The organism is Janthinobacterium sp. GW822-FHT07H11 (assembly GCF_058798615.1).
The window spans coordinates 4,446,873-4,466,310 of record NZ_CM179507.1 but is presented as its reverse complement, the minus strand read 5'-3'; the positions used below and the strand labels follow the sequence as shown (position 1 = coordinate 4,466,310).

Below are 19,438 nucleotides of genomic sequence, written 5' to 3'. Positions count from 1 at the left end.
CTCGTTTCTGAGTCTGTTATGTTTTGCCGTCCGGGCCTACAGTGGAGGCCTGGGTAAAACAGACGTCATACGTCGGGAAGGCAACACATGTTAGGGCTCACTGCATTGGAACTGGCGCGCGTCCAGTTCGGCTTCACCATCTCGTTCCACATCATTTTTCCTGCCATCACGATCGGCCTGGCCAGTTACCTGACGGTGCTCGAGGCGTCGTGGCTGCGCACGCAGGACGCCGTGTACCGCGACCTGTACCACTTCTGGTCGAAGATTTTCGCCGTCAACTTCGGTATGGGCGTCGTGTCCGGCCTCGTCATGGCCTACCAGTTCGGCACCAACTGGAGCTTCTTTTCCGACTTCGCCGGCAGCATCACGGGGCCGCTGCTGGCCTATGAAGTGCTGACGGCCTTCTTCCTGGAAGCGGGCTTCCTCGGCGTGATGCTGTTCGGCTGGCACCGCGTCGGCCCCGGCCTGCACATGTTCGCCACGTCCATGGTGGCGCTGGGCACCCTGATTTCCGCCACGTGGATCATCGCCTCGAACAGCTGGATGCAGACGCCGCAAGGTCATGCAATCATCGACGGGCGCGTGGTGCCCGTGGACTGGCTGGCCGTCATCTTCAATCCCTCGTTCCCGTACCGGCTGCTGCACATGAGCGTGGCCGCCTTCCTCGCCACGGCCTTGCTGGTGGTGGCGTCGGCGGCCTGGCACTTGCTGCGTGGTAACGACAATGCGGCCATCCGCAAGATGATGAGCATGGGCCTGTCGATGCTGCTGGTCGTCGCGCCCATCCAGGCCGTGATCGGCGACCTGCATGGCTTGAACACGCTGGAGCACCAGCCGGCCAAGCTGGCCGCCATGGAGGGCCACTGGGAAAACAAAGGAGGCGAGGGCACGCCGCTGATCCTGTTCGGCTGGCCCGACATGGAGCGCGAGGAAACCCGGTACAAGGTGGAAATCCCGCGCCTGGGCGGCCTGATCCTGGCGCACGACTGGAATGGCACGATCCCCGCGCTGAAGGACTTCGCGCCGCGCGACCGGCCCCCTTCCGTCGTCGTGTTCTGGTCGTTTCGCCTGATGGCGGGCCTGGGCATGCTGATGATCGCGCTCGGCATCTGGAGCGCCTGGCTGCGCTGGCGCGGCACGCTGTGGCGCTCGCGCCTGTTCCTGCGCTGCGCGCTGTGGATGGGGCCCAGCGGCCTGGTGGCCATGCTGGCCGGCTGGTACACGACGGAGATCGGCCGCCAACCGTGGACCGTGTACGGCTTGCTGCGCACGCAAGACGCCGTCTCGGCGCATGGCGCCACGCAGCTGGGCATCACCCTGGTGCTGTTCGTCGTCATCTATTTTGCCGTCTTCGGCACGGGCATCGGCTACCTGCTGCGCCTGATCCGCGTGGGGCCGCAGCCGCACGAAGGGGAGAGCGTCGAACACGGCGGCCCCGGCCAGGAACGCACGCCCGCGCGGCCCCTGTCGGCCGCGCATCTTGAAGAGCAAGCACAAGGAGGAAATTCGCATGGGCATTGATCTGCCACTACTGTGGGCCGTCATTATCCTGTTCAGCATCATGATGTATGTGGTGATGGATGGCTTTGACCTGGGCATCGGCATCCTGTATCCGTTTTTCCAGGAGAAGAGCGAGCGCGACGTGATGATGAATACGGTCGCGCCCGTCTGGGACGGCAACGAAACCTGGCTGGTGCTGGGCGGCGCCGGCATGCTGGCGGCCTTTCCGCTCGCCTATTCCGTGGTGCTGAGCGCCTGCTATTTGCCGCTCAGCTTCATGCTGATGGGCCTGATCTTCCGCGGCGTGGCCTTCGAATTCCGCTTCAAGGCGCGCGAACACGAGCGCCATGTGTGGGACAAGGCGTTTATCGCCGGCTCGGTGGCGGCCGCCTTCTTCCAGGGCGTGACCCTGGGCGCCTACATCCAGGGCATGCCGGTGGCGGGGCGCAGCTATGCGGGCGGCGCGCTGGACTGGCTCACGCCGTTTTCCCTGTTCACGGGCGCGGGGCTGGTGGTGGCGTATGCCTTGCTGGGCAGTACCTGGCTGATCATGAAGACGCAGGGTGGCCTGCAGGCGCGCGCGGCGCGCATCACGCGCACGCTGGTGTGGCTGCTGCTGGCCGTGATCGCCGTCATCAGCGCCTGGACGCCGCTGGTCGATCCGGCCATCGCCGCGCGCTGGTTTGCGCTGCCGCAACTGTTCTGCTTCCTGCCCGTGCCGCTGCTGGTGCTGGGCGCGGGCTGGCTGCTGCTGCGCGCCCTGCGGCGCGGCCAGCAAACGGCGCCGTTCCTGTGCACCCTGGCCCTGGTTTTCCTCGGCTACACGGGCCTGGGCATCAGCGTGTGGCCCAACATCATTCCGCCGTCGGTATCGATCTGGGAGGCGTCCTCGCCGCCGCAAAGCCAGGGCTTTACCCTGGTGGGCGCGCTGTTCATCATTCCCATCATCCTGATGTATACGGTGTGGTCATATTATGTGTTTCGTGGCAAAGTCTTGCCGGAAGATGGTTATCACTGATGGAACATTGTAAACAGGGACAACACATATGGCGCAAGCGACTGGCGTGGATGGCCGGCATCTGGCTGGCGAGCGTGGCGACCCTGGGCCTGGCGGCCTGGGCGATGCGCCTGCTGATGCGGGCGGCGGGGATGGGCAGCTGATGGCGCAGGTATTGCAGGTGCCGGGCATCCGCTGCGAGGTCGCTGGCCAGCCGCACCCGCTGGCCTTCCTCGGCTGCCGCGAACTCAATTACGGCCAGCACAGCGCGCTGCCGCTGCACCCGTTCCGCCTGAGCGTGCCGGAAGCGGCGCTGGCGGGCCTGCTCGACGAGCCGTTCAACAGTTTCGTGCAGACTTGCCGCGAAGACGACCTGCAGGACGAGGAAAGCGACTTGCCTGAACTCAAGGAAACGGGCTACCCGGACATCACGGCCATGCTGGCGGGCCACCGTCCGCTGCTGGCCGACATGCTGCATGACTTCATGATCGGCGACCTGCTGTCGGCCATCGGGCGCGCCAGCGGCTACCTTCCACCCCGCGCCCGTTACTGGGGCGACGTGGAGGCGGCCGATGGCCGCGCGTATTTCACCATCAATCAAGTCGAGACCATCCATTTTGCCGATGGCCAGGCCATCTTCGAGGGGCAGGGCTATTACGGCGCCTACGTCATCTGGCTGACGCACGGCTACAGGCGCAAATAGGGGCTTGACCTTCCGTGCGTGGGAAGGTTTATAGTCATGCCATGAACCGCGCCTTTTTCCGCTCACTCGCCCGCTCGCTGCTCTGGCTGCTGGCCGTCACCTTGCCCTTGCAGGGCTTTGCGTCGGCCATGCGCAGCTGCTGCGTGGACGAGCTGGCGGCCGCGGTCACCGTCACCGTCACCGTCGCGGCCATGCCGGCGCCCCAATGCCACGACATGGCCGACATGCGGATGCAGGACCGGCCGCTGGACATGGCCATGGCCGATGGCGGCGCCACCCACCATGGACACGATTGCAGCAACCATGGCGCCTGCACCGTGGGCGCCACGGCGCCGCCCGGCATGGCCCCCGTGCAAGCCTTGACCCTGCGCGCGCCGCCCCCGGCGCTGGCGCCCGATTCCCTGTTCGCCGGGCATATCCCGTCCGGCCTGGAACGTCCCCCGAGAAGCACGCGCTCCGCCTGACCGCCCGTGAACCCGGCGGTGCGGCCGCAGCACGCCCATCGCGGCCGTGCCGGCCGGTCCCCGGCGTTCCAGTCGCGCGCCCGCCGCGCTATCCTCTGTCCATCAAGGAATACCATGAAACACCTGTTCAGCTTTGTGCTGGCTGTACTGCCGCTGGCCGCCGCAGCGCAATCCCCGTCCGCTCCGCACGAGGCGCAAGCGTCCGTGCCGGCCACCACCTACCGTTCCGCCTTCGCCGGCTACCGTCCCGCCGCCGAGGACGATGCCACGCCTGACCAGACCTGGCGCGCCCTGAACCAGAAAGTCGGCGACGCCGGCGGCCACATGGGCATGATGAAGATGCAGGGCCACAAGATGCAGGGCCACAAGATGGAAGGGCACACCATGCCGATGGAAAAGCCCGGCCCCAAGCCCGATGCCAAGCCCGATGCCAAGCCCGCCCCGCAACACCAGCATGAGGGACACTGAGATGGCACGTTTCATAAAATCAACTTACCTCACGCCGCTGGCGCTGGCGGCCGCCGTGCTGCTCAGCGGCTGCGCCAGCTTCAGCCCCGATGGCGGCATGCGGACCGTGTCCACGCTGGCCGACGTCCGCACGGGCGCCCCCGCGGCATTGTCGGACACGGGCGGTGAGGAAAAACTGGCGCAACTGCTGGCCCAGCCCTTGGATGCCGACAGCGCCGTGCGCATCGCCCTGATGCACAACCACGGCATGAAAGTGGCGCTGGCCGAACTGGGCGCGTCCGAGGCGGACCTGGTGCAAGCGGGGCGCTTGCGCAACCCGGGCCTGTCGTTCGGCCGCTCGCACGGCAGCCATGGCAATGAAATCGACCGGGGCGTCAGCTTCGACCTGGCGGGCCTCTTGACCATGCCGATGCGCGTGAACATCGAGCGCGGCCGTTTCGAGCAGGCCAAGCTGCAGGCCGCCAGCAGTGCCGTGCAGCTGGCCGGCGACACGCGCCGCGCCTATTTCAGTGCGGTCGCCGCCGTGCAGACGGAAGCATTCATGCAGCGGGCGCTGCTGTCGGCCGAGGCGGGCGCCGAGCTGGCCACGCGCCTGCGGCAGGCGGGCAACTGGAGCCGCCTCGACCAGGCGCGCCAGCAAGTGTTTTATGCCGATGCCGTCAGCGACCTGGCCCGTGCCCGCCACCAGGCATTGGTGACGCGCGAGCACCTGACGCGCTTGCTGGGCCTGTGGGGCAAACAGACCAGCTTTACTTTACCGTCGCGTTTGCCCGACTTGCCGGCCCAGCCGGCGGACGCGGGCAATATCGAGGCGCAGGCCATGGAGCAGCGCCTGGACGTGCAAGGAGCGAAACTCGACGCGCAGGCGACGGCGGACGCGCTGGGCCTGGCCAAGGTGACAGGAGTTATCAATGTGCTCGACGTGGGCTATACCAACAAGAGCAGCAGCGAGGCGCCGCGCGAAAACGGCTACGAGGTGTCGCTGGAACTGCCGCTGTTCGACTGGGGCGCGGCGCGCAATGCCAAGGCGCAAGCGCTGTATGAACAGTCGCTGCAGCGCACGGCTGGCACGGCCGTGCGGGCCCGCTCGGAAGTGCGCGAGGCGTATTCCAGCTACCGCACGGCCTACGACCTGGCGCGCCACTACCGCGATGAAGTCGTGCCCTTGCGCAAGACGATCTCGCATGAAGTGTTGCTGCGTTACAACGGCATGCTGGCCAGCGTGTTCGAGCTGCTGGCCGACGCGCGCGAGCAGGTTGCCAGCGTGAACGGCGCCATCGAGACCCAGCGCGATTTCTGGATAGCCCAAACCGAATTGCAATCGGCCATCAATGGCAGCGGCCCAGGCGTGGCAGCTGCGGCAAAGGAATAATGATGATTACACGTAGAAACTTTTTCATGAACGCGGGCGCCGTCGCCCTGAGTGCCGCAGCGGTCAGCCGCGTGGGGGCGGCGTCGTTGCCGGAAGCCGTCAGCATGGCCGGCGCGCAGACCAAGGCGCCGCCACCGCCGCCGAACGGGCGCCCGTACAATCCCGTCGTCACCCTGAATGGCTGGTCCTTGCCTTGGCGCATGAACAACAACGTCAAGGAATTTCATCTGGTGGCCGAACCCGTCGTGCGCGAACTGGCACCCGGCATGATGGCCAACCTGTGGGGCTACAACGGCCAGTCGCCCGGTCCCACCATCGAAGTGGTCGAGGGCGACCGCGTGCGCATCTTTGTCACCAACAAGTTGCCGGAACACACGAGCGTGCACTGGCATGGGCAGCGCTTGCCCAACGGCATGGACGGCGTCACGGGCCTGACCCAGCCGGGCATTCCACCCGGCAAGACTTTCGTCTATGAATTCGTCGCCAAGCGGCCCGGCACCTTCATGTACCACCCGCATGCGGACGAAATGACGCAGATGGCCATGGGCATGATGGGTTTCTGGGTGACGCACCCGAAAGACCCGCATGCCATGAAGGTGGACCGCGATTTCGTCTTCCTTCTCAGCAACTACGACATCGATCCCGGCAGCTACACGCCGAAGATCATGACCATGACGGATTTCAATTTGTTCACCTTCAACAGCCGCGTCTTCCCCGGCATCGATCCCATGGTCGTGCGCCAGGGCGACAAGGTGCGCGTGCGCGTGGGCAACCTGACCATGACGAATCACCCGATTCACATGCATGGCCATGAATTCGAGGTGACGGGCACGGATGGCGGCTGGACGCGCCCCGAATCGCGCTGGCCCGAAGTGACGACCGATATCGCCGTGGGCCAGATGCGCGCCGTGGAGTTCACCGCCACGGACCTGGGCGACTGGGCCTTCCACTGCCACAAGTCGCACCACACGATGAATGCCATGGGGCATGACGTGCCCACCATGATCGGCGTCGACCACCAGGGCGTGGCGGCGAAGATCAACCAGCTCGTGCCCGGCTACATGGTGATGGGCGAGCGGGGCATGGCCGACATGGGCGAGATGCAGATGCCGATCCCCGACAACACCTTGCCGATGATGGCCGGCGACGGTCCGTTCGGCGCCATCGGCATGGGCGGCATGTTTACCACGGTGAAGGTGCGCAAGGACCAAAAAGCCGGCGACTACCGCGACCCGGGCTGGTACAAGCATCCTGCCGGCAGCGTGGCCTATGAATGGACGGGCGCCTTGCCGGAACCGGTGCGCGGCCAGGGCGCGGGCAAGCCGGTGGCCAGGGGCAGCGTCGAGATGACGGTGCGCAAGCCTAAGGGCCATGCCGGGCACTGATCCCGGCCGCGAACGATAGCGGCAAGACGGCTTGCCTAGCACGGCAAGTCGTTGCGGGTGTTGCTTTAAATCAATGATTTATTACTTGGTGACAATCCGAGCATTTTCTTGCGTGGTTTTTCTTTATATTCAAGTCAATACGCTTCATCGGGTACTGGCTGCGGATTACGGAGGAATCATGTTGAATCGGATGAAGGTCGGCACGCGCCTGATCGCGGCGTTTTTTTGCGTGGCGCTGCTGGGGGCCGTCGTGGCCGGTATCGGCATCTTCAACATGGGCAAGATCGACACCATGGCGGGGCAGATGTACAACAATGAATTGCTGGGCCTGTCGTACATCAAGGAGGCGAATATCGCCCTCATCAAGGTGGGACGGGCACGCAGTAATTTCTTGCTGGCCACTACTGCCGAGGAGCGCGCCACGCGCCAGGCCGATATCGCCAAATTCATCGAACTGAACAAGACAAACCTGGCCAAGGCCCAGCCCCTGTTCGTCACGCAGGCGGCCAAGGACCTGTTTGCCCGCTTCGCCACGGTCGAAGCCGAATACGTGCACACCATGCAGCAGGCGCTGGCGCTGGCGGCGGCCGAGCCGCTGGCGCAGCGCAGTCCCCAGTTGACGGCTTTGCTGACCCAGACGCGCCGGCACGCTGACGAACTCGACAGCGTGCTGGATCAACTCTCGCAGCAGAAGGAAGAGCGGGCCAAGGCGGCCGCCGACCAGGCCGGCAGGGTGTACCGGGCCAGCCGTACTTTCATGATCGCCCTGGTGCTGGGCAGCGTGGCGGCGGGACTGGCGCTGGGCGCGCTGATCACGCGCGGCCTGACGCGCCAGCTCGGCGGCGAACCCGCATATGCCGTGCAGATCGCGGGCGCCATTGCCGAAGGCGACCTGACGGTGGATATCCGCACGGCCGGCCATGACAGCAACAGCCTGATCTTTGCCATGCAAACCATGCGCGACAAGCTGGTGGGCATCGTCAGCCAGGTGCGTTCGGGCACGGAAACCATCCATACGGCCTCCAGCGAAATCGCGCAGGGCAACCTGGACCTGTCGTCGCGCACGGAAGAGCAGGCCAGTTCGCTGGAAGAAACGGCCTCGTCGATGGAAGAACTGACTTCCGCCGTGCGGCAGAACGCGGATAACGCGCGCCAGGCCAATGCGCTGGCCGGCGCCGCATCCGAGGTGGCCGGCAAGGGCGGCGCGGCGGTCGGGCAGGTGGTGCAGACGATGGAGTCGATCAACGCCTCGTCGCGCAAGATCGTTGACATCATCAGCGTCATCGACGGCATCGCCTTCCAGACGAATATCCTGGCCTTGAACGCGGCCGTGGAAGCGGCCCGGGCGGGCGAGGAGGGGCGCGGCTTTGCCGTCGTGGCATCCGAGGTGCGCAACCTGGCGCAGCGCTCAGCGAGCGCCGCGAAGGAAATCAAGATCCTGATCGGCGACTCCGTCGAACAGGTGGAAGTGGGCGCCCGGCTGGTGCGCGATGCGGGACACACGATGGACGAGGTGGTCACCAGCGTGCGCCGGGTGGCCGATATCATGCAGGAAATCACGGCCGCCAGCAGCGAGCAGAGCGCCGGCATCGAGCAGGTCAACCAGGCCGTCGTGCAGATGGACCAGGTGACGCAGCAAAATGCGGCGCTCGTGGAGGAAGCGGCCGCCGCGGCCGAATCGCTGCAAGACCAGGCCCATGCGCTGACGGAACTGGTGGGGGTGTTCCGTCTCGGCGGCCAGGCCGACGGCGCGCCGGCGGCGGGCAAGGTCACTCCCTTGCGCCGCCCCGTGCCGGTGATGCCGCGCCCCCTGCGGCGCCTGGCCTGAAGCATGGCGGGGCTGGCGTTCCTGCACGCAAGGGCCGCCAGTGGTAGGCTGTGGTCTTTGACTTGTATCGGACTGCCATGTCGCGCCTGCGCCACTTCCTGCCTGCCCTGACCTTGCCCCTGGCCATGCTGGCGCCGCCGCTGCAGGCGCAGCAGGCCGATGCCGCCGACGCCATCCTGCCGTACCGTCCCTCGGTGGCCAGCCCGGCACAGCTGAGCGTGCCGGGCCAGCTGGAATTCGAGGCGGGCGGCCTGGCCACGAAGACGGGCGCCACGCGCCGCGCCAGCCTGCCCTACACGTTCAAGCTGGCTTTCACCCCCGCATGGGGCGTGCTGCTGGAAGGCGAGGCGGCCGTGGGCGCGCGCGACGCTATCGGGCGGCGCGAGACGGGCGTGGGCGACACGACGCTCGTGCTCAAGCGCGCCTTCCTGCTTGACAGCGCCACGGCCCTGGGCCTGGAACTGGGCTGGAAGTTGCCAACAGCCAAGAATGCCATCGGCAGCGGCAAGAGCGACGTGTCGCTGAACGGCATTGTCAGCCGCGACCTGGGCGTCGTGCACATGGATGCCAACCTGGGCGCCACGCGCCTGGGCGCATCCGATCCGGGCACGGGCACCGTGCAGACGGGCTGGGCAGCCTCGTTTTCCACGCCCGTCAGCGCCCGCTGGGGCGCCACGGCCGAGCTGTCCGGCACGCGATTGCGCGGCGCGCCGGCCACGGCGCAGCTCTTGCTGGCCGCCACCTACAGCCCCACGCCCCGGCTGGCCATCGACGTCGGCATGGCGCGCGGCTTGACGGGCGCGTCGGCGGACTGGTCGCTGTTCAGCGGATTGGTAGTGCCTTTGGGCAAGCTGTGGTGAGATTGTCACGGCGAACCTTATGTGTCCTTGCGAACAAACAGTTGGTCGCACAAGGTCTACAATTCAGGCATAACCTATAAAAGGAGTGCCCCATGAAAACCCTCATTCTCGCCGCCGTCCTGCTGTCGGCCGGTACCGCCGCCGTCGCCCAGGTCGGCGTCTCCGTCACCGTCGGCCAGCCAGGCTTTTACGGACGCCTCGACATCGGCGACTATCCCGCGCCGCAATTGATCTATGCCCAGCCCGTCATCGTGCAACGCCCGCAATATTATGCGGGCCACCCCATCTACCTGCGCGTGCCGCCCGGCCATGCGAAACACTGGTCCAAGCACTGCCGCAAGTATAATGCCTGTAACCAAGAAGTATATTTCGTTCAGGATAGTTGGTATAACAACCAATATGCGCCCCGTTACCGCCAGCAGCATGGCGACCATGGCCGTCCCGATTACCGCGACCACGACCGTCATGACGACCGCCGCGATGACAAGCGCGACAAGCATGACAACAAGCCGGGCAAGGGCCATGGCAACGGCAACGGCAACGGCAACGGCAACGGCAACGGCCATGGCAACGGGCACCGGGATTAAACGCGTTAGCAGGAGGATCTTTGCATAGTAAAATCGTCATCGTGGGGGGAGGTGCGGGCGGCCTGGAGCTGGCCTGCAAACTCAGCCGCAAGCTCGGCCCCGGCCAGGTCACCCTGGTCGACAGCCGCCTGTACCATATCTGGAAGCCGTCGCTGCATGAAGTGGCGGCCGGCACGCTGGACATCCACCAGGAGGGGCTGTCGTACCAGATGCTGGCGCATGACAATGGCTTCACCTATGTCTATGGCCCCCTGATCGCGCTCGACGCCGGCTCGAACAGCCTGACCGTGGGCGCCATCGCCACCGACAAGGATGAGCAGCTCTTGCCGCAGCGCACTGTCAGCTATGACCAGCTGGTGCTGGCCGTGGGCAGTACCTCGAATTACTTCGGCGTGCCCGGCGCCCAGGAAAACACGATTTCCCTGAATGCCACGGAAGACGCCGAACGTTTCCGTTTGACCCTGCTCAAACTGCTGGCCATGGCCGAGCAGCGCCAGGGCGACGCGGGCCATCCGGGCGTCGACATCGTCATCATCGGCGGCGGCGCCACGGGCGTGGAACTGGCGGCCGAATTGCGCGAAGCGAGCGGCGTGTATGCCGCGTATGGTTTCCAGAACCTCAACGCCATCAAGGATGTGCGCATCACCCTGCTCGAAGGGGCGCCGCGCATCCTGGCGCCGCTGCCCGAGCGCGTTTCCATCGCCGCCTCGAAACTGTTGCACCAGCACGGCATCACGGTGGTGACCGAGACGCGCGTGACGTCCATCGGCCCCGACCAGGTGACGGTGGCCAGCGGCACCAGCTATGCGGCCGACATCTGCGTGTGGGCCGCCGGCATCCGCGCGCCGGAATTCCTGGCCACGCTGGGCTTGCCGACCAATCGCGCCGGCCAGCTGGAAGTGACGGGCATGCTCAATGTGCAGGGCCATGCGAATATCTTCGCGCTGGGCGACTGCGCCGCCTGCATGGGACCGGACGGCAAGCTGGTGCCGCCGCGCGCCCAGGCGGCCCACCAGCAGGCCGATTACCTGTTGAAAACGTTCCTGCTGCAGGCGAAGGGCAGGCCACCGCAGACGAAACCGTATGAATACCTCGATTACGGTTCGCTGGTGTCGTTCGGCCGCACGACGTCGGTGGGCACCCTGATGGGTTCGTTGAAGGGCCTGAGCTGGTTCGTCGAGGGTTTTATCGCGCGCATGATGTATGTGAGCCTGCACCTGATGCACCACAATGCCGTGCTGGGCAGCGTGCGCACGGCCGTCATGGCCATGGGCCGCTTCCTGATCAAGCGCAGCACGCCGCAGGTCAAGTTGCATTAAGCGGTTTGCGCCGTATCAAAAAAGGGCCTTGCTGCCCTTTTTATTGGCGATGCGCGACGGGCGCCGCTTCGCGGCGGCCCCGTGTCATGGGCACGGCGATGGCATGGCATGCCCTCAGCTGTCCTTGCGTCGTTTGCCGCATCCGGTGCGCGCCTGTGGCGTCCTGGCCAGGCACCGCCGAGACTATTCCTTCGGGCTAATGCGCGGCAAGACCACGCTCAGGGCCGTGCCGCCTGGCGGATTGGCCGCCAGGCTCAGCGTGCCACCCAGATAGTGCACGCGCTCGCGCACGGCGCGCAGGCCGTGCTTGCTCATTTCCACCGCTTCGCTGGCAGGCAGGCCCACGCCATTGTCCTTGATGGTGAGCATCAGCGCATCTTCATTGTCGTCGACGATGATGTCCACTTCCGTGGCCCGGGCGTGCGTGGCGATGTTGCTCAGGGCTTCTTCCAGCGTGCGCAGCAGGGCCACGCCCACGTTGCGCGGGCAAATCAGCTCATCTTCGGGCAGGCTGCAGCGCACGGTGATCTTGTGTTGATCGGCAAATTGCGTGGCCAGTTCGCCCAGCGCGACATTGACGCCCAGAAACTCCAGCTTGTCATTCCACAGCTTCATCTGCATCTGGCGATTGGTTTCGATCACGTTCAGCAGCAATTGCTTCATCGTTGCCGCGCGGTCGAGCAGGGCGGCTTCCTGGGGCATCTTTTGCGTCAGCAGCGACAGGTGCATGGTCAGCGCCGTCAGCGAGGAGCCCAGGCTGTCGTGCAGCTGGCGCGACAGGGCGCGCCGTTCATTGTCCCAGCTGGTATTGACATGGCCCAGCAATTCGCTGAGATCGGCGGCGCGTTCCGCATCGGCCTGGGTCGTTTCCTTGTTCGGATCTGTTTGTGCGGACATAGCGCCCCGTGGAATAGTAAAAATGATACGGCCGGATTCAAGGTGTGGATCATACATGAGGATTTCATTGCAAGGCGCATGGATGAAAAATTTCTGTCTTTTCGGCAATTTTAATCTCCACCCATCATTTTTGTAGTATGCATAACTTTTGGCGCCCGCCATGGCCGCGCACGCAGTATGCAGTTACGTACGGCTGCGCACATACCGGCGCGCGCGGCGCTGCCATAGTGTGCTTGTGCGTAATCACTATGCAGCAAGCACCGCCATCGTGGCGCAGGGTGCGTCACCGGCCCTTCCACTGCAACGAAAGGACATGCCATGAATATCGATACTATTGTTGACCAGGAATATGCGGACAAAAGCTTCCGCGACATCGTCAATGCCCCCATCAGCGCCCTGCGCGGCGTCAGTGCGAAGGATGCCAAGGCGCTGCAGCAGGCGTTTGGCGTGAGCACCGTGCGCGAGCTGTCCAACCTGAATTTCGTCAAATGGGCCAGTGCGCTGGCCATCCTGGCCGACGAGGAGGGCATGAGCGGCGAAGAGCGGGCCAAGGAAGAGTTGCTCGACGATGCGGTCGAAATGACTTTCCCCGCCAGCGATCCGATTTCCGTCGATGCCGGCATCACGCGTATCGAAGTGGCGCCGGAAACGGTCGATGCGCAGACGGATCACCAGCATGCGGGCCAGCATGCGGCTGCGGCCGGCAAGAAGTAAGCGCCCGGCGCCAGCAAAAAACCCGGCAAGCCTGCGTGGCTTGCCGGGTTTTTTTGTTGGCAGCGGGCAATGCGGCTCAGGCGATCGAGGCGATGCTGCTTTTCTGCATATTGATTTGCGGCACGATCACGTCGTGCGGTGAGCAGCAAAAGCGGTTCTTGCCGGCGCGCTTGGCTTCGTACAGGGCCGTGTCGGCCGCGCTCAGCAGCGATTCGACGGAGGTGGCGTCGTCCGGATAGATGCTGATGCCGATGCTGGTGGACAGGCGCAAGGTCAGGTCGTTGATGAAATAGGGCTCGGAAATGACTTCGATCAGCTTGGCGGCCGGCTCGCGCGCGTCGCCCTTGCCGGCCAGGTTGCTCAGCACGATGACGAATTCGTCGCCACCGATACGGGCTACCGTATCTTCCTTGCGCGAGGCGCCCACCAGGCGCGCCGCCACCATTTTCAGGATTTCATCGCCATAGCCATGGCCATAGGTATCGTTGATGGCCTTGAAGCCATCGAGGTCCAGGTACAGGATGGCCGATTTGCCCCGGTTGCGGGCCGAATGCTGCAGCGTGTGGCCGATGCGGTCCTCCAGCAGGCGGCGGTTGGGCAAGCCCGTCAGTGGATCGTGCAGCGCCAGTTCCTGCTGCTGCTTGCTGTACTGCGCCAGCTCCTTGTATAGCAGGCGCACCTCCAGCATGTTGTGGATGCGCTTGTGCACTTCCATCAGGTCGAAGGGCTTGCTGATGAAGTCGCGCGCGCCCGCTTCCAGCGCGGCGATCTTGAAACTCGGTTGCGCCGTCAGGGCCAGCACGGGCAGGTAGCCGCCATGCTCGATTTCCTTCAAGCCTTTCATGACCTGAAAACCATTCAGTTCCGGCATCTGCAAGTCCAGCAGTATCAGGTCATAGCAATGTTCCTGGTGCAAGGGGCAGACCTGGGCCGGACGCATGGTGGCCGTGACGTTGGTATAACCGGCATCGCGCAGGATTTCCAGCATCAGGTCGACATTGTCGGGGGAGTCGTCGACGACCAAAATTTTGGCTTTCAAAATCTCATCTTGGCTGGGCATGTGTAGTCTCGGTTAATACGGTGTATGCAACGCTGGCTTTTACCGCAGCTAATCGGCTGACGGCGGGTCAGAATAATAGTAGCGCCTTGCAGCAACAGAGGGCGCACGACAGCGTCGGGGTCGCCGCTGCCGTCCAGGCTGCCATGTGCTGCTGCATTTCAGTGTAGCAAATTTGGCGCAAGTTGCTTGTAGGACAGTGCCGCGTCTGAAAGTAGGAAGGGTAACCCGGGAAAATAGTCTTTTTGTCCTGAATGATGTATTTCTTTGCATCATCTGTTGACGGCATGTCTAGGGCTGGGGGGCTGTCCGGCGCGGTGCCGCCAGGCGCGCCACGGCCGCCAGCAGTTCCTCAGGGTCCAGCGGCTTCGAGACGTAGGCCTGGAAGCCGCTGTCGAGCGCGCGCTGGCGGTCTTGCGGGCGGGCAAACGCCGTCAGGGCCAGCGCGGGCAGGGTGCCGCCGCCGCGGGACTCGCGCGCGCGCAGTTGCGCCAGCAAGTCGAAGCCGTCGACGTCGGGCATGCCGATATCGCTGACCAAGACATCGGGCCGTTCGTCGAGCATCCATTGCAGCGCCTGCTCCGCGCTGGCGGCGCAACGGACGTCGGCGTTGCCGTCACGCAAGATGCGTTCGGCCAGTTCGCGCGCATCGGCTTCGTCATCGACCACCAGCACCTTGACGCCGCTCAGGTCGTGGGCGGCGGGCGGCAGCGCGTCGGCGGCGTCCGCCGTCGTGGGGCGGCCGCTCAGGGGCAGGCGCACGGTAAAGCGGCTGCCCTGCATTTCGCCGGCGCTGCTGGCCGCGATGCTGCCGCCATGCTGCTCCACCAGGTGCTTGGCGATGGCCAGCCCCAGTCCCAGGCCGCCGTGCTTGCGCGTGGTCGAGGCATCGGCCTGGCGGAAACGGTCGAAAACATGGGGCAGGAAATCGGCGCGTATGCCTACGCCATTGTCGGCCACGGTGATGGCCAGGCGCGAGCCGTCGCGGTACACGTCGATATCGACCTTGCCGCCCTGCGGGGTGAATTTCAGTGCATTCGACAGCAGGTTCCAGATCACCTGCTGTATGCGGCTCGGGTCGCCATTGATGGTGCCCGCATCGGGCGCGATGGCCGTGCGCAAGGTGATGTGCTTGGCCTCGGCCGCCGGCCGCAAGGTTTCGATGGCCGAGGCGATGACGGTGGCCGGGATGATGGTTTGCAGGTCGAGCAGCACCTTGTCGGAGGTGATGCGGCTCATGTCGAGCAAGTCTTCGATCAGCTGCGCCTGCGCGCGCGCATTGCGTTCGATGCTTTGCAGGCCGCGGTGCAGATCGGCCTGGTCGCGCGTGCCGCGCCGCAGCACCTGGGCCCAGCCCAGGATGGCCGACAGCGGCGTGCGCAATTCGTGCGACAGCGTGGCAAGAAAATCATCTTTCAGCTGGTTGGTGCGCTCGGCCTCGGCGCGCGCCTCGCGTTCGCTGTCGAGCAGCACCTTGCGTTCCTCGGCGGCGCGCCTGGCGGCCGCATACAGGCTGGTGTTGTCGAGCGCGACGGCGGCCTGGGCCGCGATGGCGGCGACGATGCGTTCGCTGCGCGCGCTGAACATGCCCGCCTGCGCATGGCCCAGCAGCAAGCGTCCCAGCGGCTGGCCGGAGCGCGACCTGACCGGCAGGCTCAGGCAGCTGCGCAAGGGCGGCGCCTCGTCGCTGCGATGTTCGGGCGCCGTCAGCAGGTCGTTTTCGCGCAGCGTCGGTCCCACGCGCAGTTCCGTGGCGATGGCGTCGGCCTGGCGCAGGCTGATGCCGGTCACGGCCTGTGCCGGGGGCAGGGACTGCGCCGGCGTATCGCCGGACCCGGCCGCGTGGTGGGGCACATGGTCGTCGGCATAGAAGAACACGCCAAAGCGCGCGCCCGTGATGCGCGTGGCCGCGTCGACCGTTTCCTGCAGCAGGGCGGGCAGATCGAGCGTGCCCGCCAGTGCCGCGCCCGTGTTGTTGAGCAGTTCGAGCACGCGCGTTTCATCGCGCAATGCTTCCTGGGCCCGCTTGACCTGGTCGACATCGGTGCTCGTGCCGAACCAGCGCAGCAGCTGGCCGCCACGGTCGCGCACGGGGTTGGCGCGCGTGAGGAACCAGCGGTACTGGCCGTCGCTGCCTCGGATGGGGAACTCCATCTCGAAGGGCTTGCCGTCACGTAACGCGGCCTTCCAGCCCTGCAGCATCTGCGGCAGGTGGGCCGGGTCATAGGCCATGGCCCAGCCGTCGCCCGCCATCTGCTCGGCCGTGGTGCCCGTGTAGTCGTGCCAGCGCTGGTTGTACCAGGACATGGTGCCGTCGAAGCTGGCGATCCAGGCCAGCTGCGGTATCGAGTTGGCCAGCGCGCGCAAGTCTTCCTCGCTCTGGCGCAAGGTGTCCTCGACCGCCTTGCGCTGGCTGATGTCCTGGATATACGTGGTGAGGCCTTCGCTGGACGGAAAGATGCGCACTTCCAGCCAGCGGCCCAGCGGCTGGTAGCGCCATTCGAAGTTGCAGCTTTGCTGTTGCGCCATGGCGCGCCGGTAGTGCGTTTCCAGCTCGCTGCCCAGCAGTTCGGGACAGGCTTGCCACAGGATGCTGCCTGCCAGCACGGCGCCAGGCGGGCGTCGCGGCGCCAGCATGTCGGCGCCGCGCGTATTGATATAGCGGATGGTCCAGTCGCGGTCGAGCAGGCAAAAGCCGTCGGTGATACCTTCGAGCAAATTGGCGAGGCGTTCGTCCGATAGGCTCAACGGCGCCGATGGCGGTAGCAGATTGTGCTTGTGTTCATGCTTGGCCATCGGGAATCCTGCAACAGTCAGCCTGCCGCACGGGCCGGCGCACCGTGGTGCCGTCGCTGAGTTCAGTTAAATGGGTCATGATGGAAATCGACACCGTCATGTTTTTTTGAAAGCGCAAGCGCCCCGTAGATGAAGGGTATTGTAGTCCCAAGCGCCTGGCCACCACCACACGCTTGGCGCCGGTCGGCGGCGGCAGGTCCGTTTTCCGTTTCATCGCAGATAGCACTGGACAGGCGGGAGTGCAGTCCCTATAATCCCGCTTCTTTCGAGACAGCAACTTCTCGATTCGCTGGAAGCGCCTGTGCAAGCAGGCGTGGCCACCGATAAAAGGCGTGCATGTTTTAGCAGTGAAAAGAGGGTTGGGGATGCGGGGCGGTATTCTGCAAAATCAGCTAAGCGATTGAAAAATCGAACTTTTCAAAGCGAAATGAATACGCTATAATGTTTGCCTGCGCGGCTGTAGCTCAGCTGGATAGAGTACTTGGCTACGAACCAAGGGGTCGTGGGTTCAATTCCTGCCAGCCGCACCAGAATACTGAAAATCAGACTTTACCTGGTTTTGTTGTACCAAGTTTCACCTCCATGTTGTCAATGGAATGTTGTAGAAGTTTTGCGGCTGTAGCTCAGCTGGATAGAGTACTTGGCTACGAACCAAGGGGTCGTGGGTTCAATTCCTGCCAGCCGCACCAGTATTGATTAGTATCGTTGCCGGAATGAAGTTCGTTTCGTTCCGATGAAAGTTTCAAGCTTCGCGCCGTCCGGCGAAGTGTGTCAGAGTTTGCGGCTGTAGCTCAGCTGGATAGAGTACTTGGCTACGAACCAAGGGGTCGTGGGTTCAATTCCTGCCAGCCGCACCAGTATCAGCAGTAAAGAAACGCCCCGGAAAGTTCGCTTTCCGGGGTTTTTTTTGTTTACTGCCCGATTGCTGTCCGATTGCTGTCCGACCCCGTCCCTTATGGCGTGACGTTCAGCAAGTTGGACAGGCTGAGGATTTTGCCCAGCGTTTCGCCATTCGCGCTCTGGCTGGGATCTCTGTTGACGGAAAGGAATTTACCTTCGCCGTTCGAAACGCTGAGCGCGCCCGACATGATGCCACCCGTCGTCAGCAAATTTCCCAGCACCGTCGTATATTTGCCCGCATAGCCGGGCGTGCCATTGCCGACAAAGCTGGCCTCGTAGATGCTGCTGCTGACGAATGTATTGTAATACGTGTTGGATTTCAGGTTGATGCCATGCTGTACCTGTTCATAGCGGGGGGCGATGATGGTGTTGTGGCTGAAGTGGTCGACGACAATGCCGTTGACGAGGCTTTCGAAGCCGATGTTATAGAATTTATTGCCGTTGAAATGATCGGTCTGGTTCGGACCTTTTTCGGCCAATAAGCCTGTTTCTCCCGCAATCCGGCCGCCGGTGAAGGTGTTTTCGTTCACCCAGTTCAGGCTGCCACCACTTTCGGTGGTTAAGTAGAGGCCCACGGCATTCTGATACAGCAGGTCGAATGTGACCTTGTTATATTGCGAGCCGTGGCGCACGCCGTCGCCGGTGAGCTTGATGGCATGCTTGAATCCCGAGATCCAGCGCGCGGTAAGATTGGTATTGCTGGCATTGAGCAAGGTCACGCCCGACCCCGTATAGGTGCTGTAGTCCGGCGTTTCAGTCCATGGCCGTCCGATCACGCGTTCGAGAAACACATCATGCGTATTTTCGACGATCAGGCCATCGCCGGCGCCGAAGACGAGCGTGCCCAGTGCCGTGAAACGGATGCGCTTGTTGGCGGGCAGATGCAGGGAGCCCTGGAATTGGTATTCGCCTGCGTCAATCAGCAATTCCTGGCCCTTTTTCATGCGCTGGATCGCCGCAGTGACGGCTGGCGTATTGTTGTTCGACGCTTCGGACAAGCCAAACCATTTGGCATTGAGCGCCCCGCTGTACGAGCGTTTGTACAGCTTGTTGCCGCTCAAGATGGCCGTCGCGCCGTCCGCATCAGCGGCCGTGCCCGTGCCGGACAGGTAAAACAGGCCTTCGCGGCCTGCATCCGAAATGAATACCACGGGCGGCGGCGCCGCATTGGTTTGCAGCGCGCTGATGGTCATCATGGTTTGCGCATGCAGCACAGGCGTGACAGCCGTGCTGGCCAGGATGAGTGTGGATAGGATAAGGCGCATCGTTTCCTCGTCAGATGGGGTGGGGGAGACAGGCTCGAAAGGGTATTTTCTTGTTTTTATACTATCATATTCTCATCGCGTTGCCATTTTTGCATTCGACGGAATGCCGGTATGCCAGTGCGGCCATTTTCTTGCTGCCGCACTTGACCGCAGACCGGTCTTCAATAGGGGCGCGCCTAATTGTGAAATATCATCGCCACGCCCTTTGCCATTCTGCAAAGCCCTGCTATAATCTTGTCTTAGGCGGCTGTAGCTCAGCTGGATAGAGTACTTGGCTACGAACCAAGGGGTCGTGGGTTCAATTCCTGCCAGCCGCACCAGAATAT

At 63.9% G+C, this 19,438-nt stretch carries 17 protein-coding genes and 4 tRNA genes; 17 read left to right on the top strand and 4 right to left on the bottom strand.

The features are described 5' to 3' along the window. The first annotated feature begins 87 nt into the window (after nucleotides 1-87). From AC3RCJ_RS19645 to AC3RCJ_RS19590, 12 genes are all read left to right on the top strand, one after another. Entirely contained in the window at nucleotides 88-1,521 is a 1,434-nt protein-coding gene (locus tag AC3RCJ_RS19645; RefSeq protein ID WP_492963922.1) for a cytochrome ubiquinol oxidase subunit I, read from the top strand. Further along, entirely contained in the window at nucleotides 1,511-2,518 is a 1,008-nt protein-coding gene (gene cydB / locus AC3RCJ_RS19640; protein WP_492963920.1) for a cytochrome d ubiquinol oxidase subunit II, read from the top strand. Before AC3RCJ_RS19645 ends, cydB begins: the two co-directional genes overlap by 11 nt. Next, complete coding sequence (locus AC3RCJ_RS19635) at nucleotides 2,518-2,661, top strand: DUF2474 domain-containing protein (protein ID WP_492963918.1); 144 nt, start codon at nucleotides 2,518-2,520, stop codon at nucleotides 2,659-2,661. The genes cydB and AC3RCJ_RS19635 overlap by 1 nt, the downstream gene beginning before the upstream one ends. After that, complete coding sequence (locus AC3RCJ_RS19630; protein WP_492963916.1) at nucleotides 2,661-3,200, top strand: hypothetical protein; 540 nt, start codon at nucleotides 2,661-2,663, stop codon at nucleotides 3,198-3,200. The genes AC3RCJ_RS19635 and AC3RCJ_RS19630 overlap by 1 nt, the downstream gene beginning before the upstream one ends. Before the next feature lie 41 nt (nucleotides 3,201-3,241). After that, nucleotides 3,242-3,664 (top strand): hypothetical protein, encoded by a 423-nt coding sequence (locus AC3RCJ_RS19625; RefSeq protein WP_492963914.1) that lies wholly within the window; start codon nucleotides 3,242-3,244, stop codon nucleotides 3,662-3,664. Between the two features lie 114 nt (nucleotides 3,665-3,778). Then, nucleotides 3,779-4,132 (top strand): hypothetical protein, encoded by a 354-nt coding sequence (locus AC3RCJ_RS19620; protein ID WP_492963912.1) that lies wholly within the window; start codon nucleotides 3,779-3,781, stop codon nucleotides 4,130-4,132. Nucleotide 4,133: 1 nt separating this feature from the next. Beyond that, entirely contained in the window at nucleotides 4,134-5,504 is a 1,371-nt protein-coding gene (locus tag AC3RCJ_RS19615) for a TolC family protein (RefSeq protein ID WP_492963910.1), read from the top strand. A 2-nt stretch (nucleotides 5,505-5,506) separates the two neighbouring features. Beyond that, complete coding sequence (locus AC3RCJ_RS19610) at nucleotides 5,507-6,889, top strand: multicopper oxidase family protein (protein WP_492963908.1); 1,383 nt, start codon at nucleotides 5,507-5,509, stop codon at nucleotides 6,887-6,889. A 178-nt stretch (nucleotides 6,890-7,067) separates the two neighbouring features. Further along, complete coding sequence (locus AC3RCJ_RS19605; RefSeq protein ID WP_492963906.1) at nucleotides 7,068-8,717, top strand: methyl-accepting chemotaxis protein; 1,650 nt, start codon at nucleotides 7,068-7,070, stop codon at nucleotides 8,715-8,717. Between the two features lie 77 nt (nucleotides 8,718-8,794). Then, nucleotides 8,795-9,577 carry a transporter gene (locus AC3RCJ_RS19600; RefSeq protein ID WP_492963904.1) on the top strand — a complete coding sequence of 261 codons (783 nt, stop codon included), beginning with the start codon at nucleotides 8,795-8,797 and terminating at the stop codon, nucleotides 9,575-9,577. Between the two features lie 92 nt (nucleotides 9,578-9,669). Beyond that, a complete protein-coding gene (locus tag AC3RCJ_RS19595; RefSeq protein ID WP_492963902.1) occupies nucleotides 9,670-10,164 on the top strand; it encodes a hypothetical protein in 495 nt (164 codons plus the stop codon). A 20-nt stretch (nucleotides 10,165-10,184) separates the two neighbouring features. After that, a complete protein-coding gene (locus tag AC3RCJ_RS19590) occupies nucleotides 10,185-11,483 on the top strand; it encodes an NAD(P)/FAD-dependent oxidoreductase (protein WP_492963900.1) in 1,299 nt (432 codons plus the stop codon). Nucleotides 11,484-11,666: 183 nt separating this feature from the next. Here AC3RCJ_RS19590 and AC3RCJ_RS19585 read toward each other — a convergent pair whose 3' ends face one another. Beyond that, nucleotides 11,667-12,380, bottom strand: coding sequence for a sensor histidine kinase (locus tag AC3RCJ_RS19585; RefSeq protein ID WP_492963898.1), 714 nt, complete (start codon nucleotides 12,378-12,380; stop codon nucleotides 11,667-11,669). Nucleotides 12,381-12,698: 318 nt separating this feature from the next. Here AC3RCJ_RS19585 and AC3RCJ_RS19580 point away from each other — a divergent pair, with 318 nt between their 5' ends. After that, a complete protein-coding gene (locus AC3RCJ_RS19580) occupies nucleotides 12,699-13,094 on the top strand; it encodes a hypothetical protein (RefSeq protein ID WP_492963896.1) in 396 nt (131 codons plus the stop codon). A 76-nt stretch (nucleotides 13,095-13,170) separates the two neighbouring features. Here the strand turns inward: AC3RCJ_RS19580 and AC3RCJ_RS19575 are convergent, their stop codons facing one another. Next, nucleotides 13,171-14,154 carry a response regulator gene (locus AC3RCJ_RS19575; RefSeq protein WP_492963894.1) on the bottom strand — a complete coding sequence of 328 codons (984 nt, stop codon included), beginning with the start codon at nucleotides 14,152-14,154 and terminating at the stop codon, nucleotides 13,171-13,173. Between the two features lie 288 nt (nucleotides 14,155-14,442). Next, nucleotides 14,443-16,947: an ATP-binding protein gene (locus AC3RCJ_RS19570; protein ID WP_492963892.1), complete on the bottom strand. Its 2,505-nt coding sequence runs from the start codon at nucleotides 16,945-16,947 to the stop codon at nucleotides 14,443-14,445. A gap of 453 nt (nucleotides 16,948-17,400) precedes the next feature. On the opposite strand from AC3RCJ_RS19570, the gene AC3RCJ_RS19565 reads away from it, so the two are divergent. The 3 genes from AC3RCJ_RS19565 to AC3RCJ_RS19555 all read left to right on the top strand — a co-directional run bounded on the left by AC3RCJ_RS19565 (nucleotide 17,401) and on the right by AC3RCJ_RS19555 (nucleotide 17,804). After that, a tRNA-Arg gene (locus AC3RCJ_RS19565) sits at nucleotides 17,401-17,477 on the top strand. Nucleotides 17,478-17,559: 82 nt separating this feature from the next. Continuing rightward, nucleotides 17,560-17,636, top strand: a tRNA-Arg gene (locus AC3RCJ_RS19560). Between the two features lie 91 nt (nucleotides 17,637-17,727). Further along, nucleotides 17,728-17,804, top strand: a tRNA-Arg gene (locus AC3RCJ_RS19555). A gap of 96 nt (nucleotides 17,805-17,900) precedes the next feature. On the opposite strand, the gene AC3RCJ_RS19550 is transcribed toward AC3RCJ_RS19555, so the two are convergent. Then, complete coding sequence (locus tag AC3RCJ_RS19550) at nucleotides 17,901-19,112, bottom strand: hypothetical protein (RefSeq protein WP_492964786.1); 1,212 nt, start codon at nucleotides 19,110-19,112, stop codon at nucleotides 17,901-17,903. Nucleotides 19,113-19,355: 243 nt separating this feature from the next. Here AC3RCJ_RS19550 and AC3RCJ_RS19545 point away from each other — a divergent pair. After that, a tRNA-Arg gene (locus tag AC3RCJ_RS19545) sits at nucleotides 19,356-19,432 on the top strand. The last annotated feature ends 6 nt before the right edge of the window (nucleotides 19,433-19,438 follow it).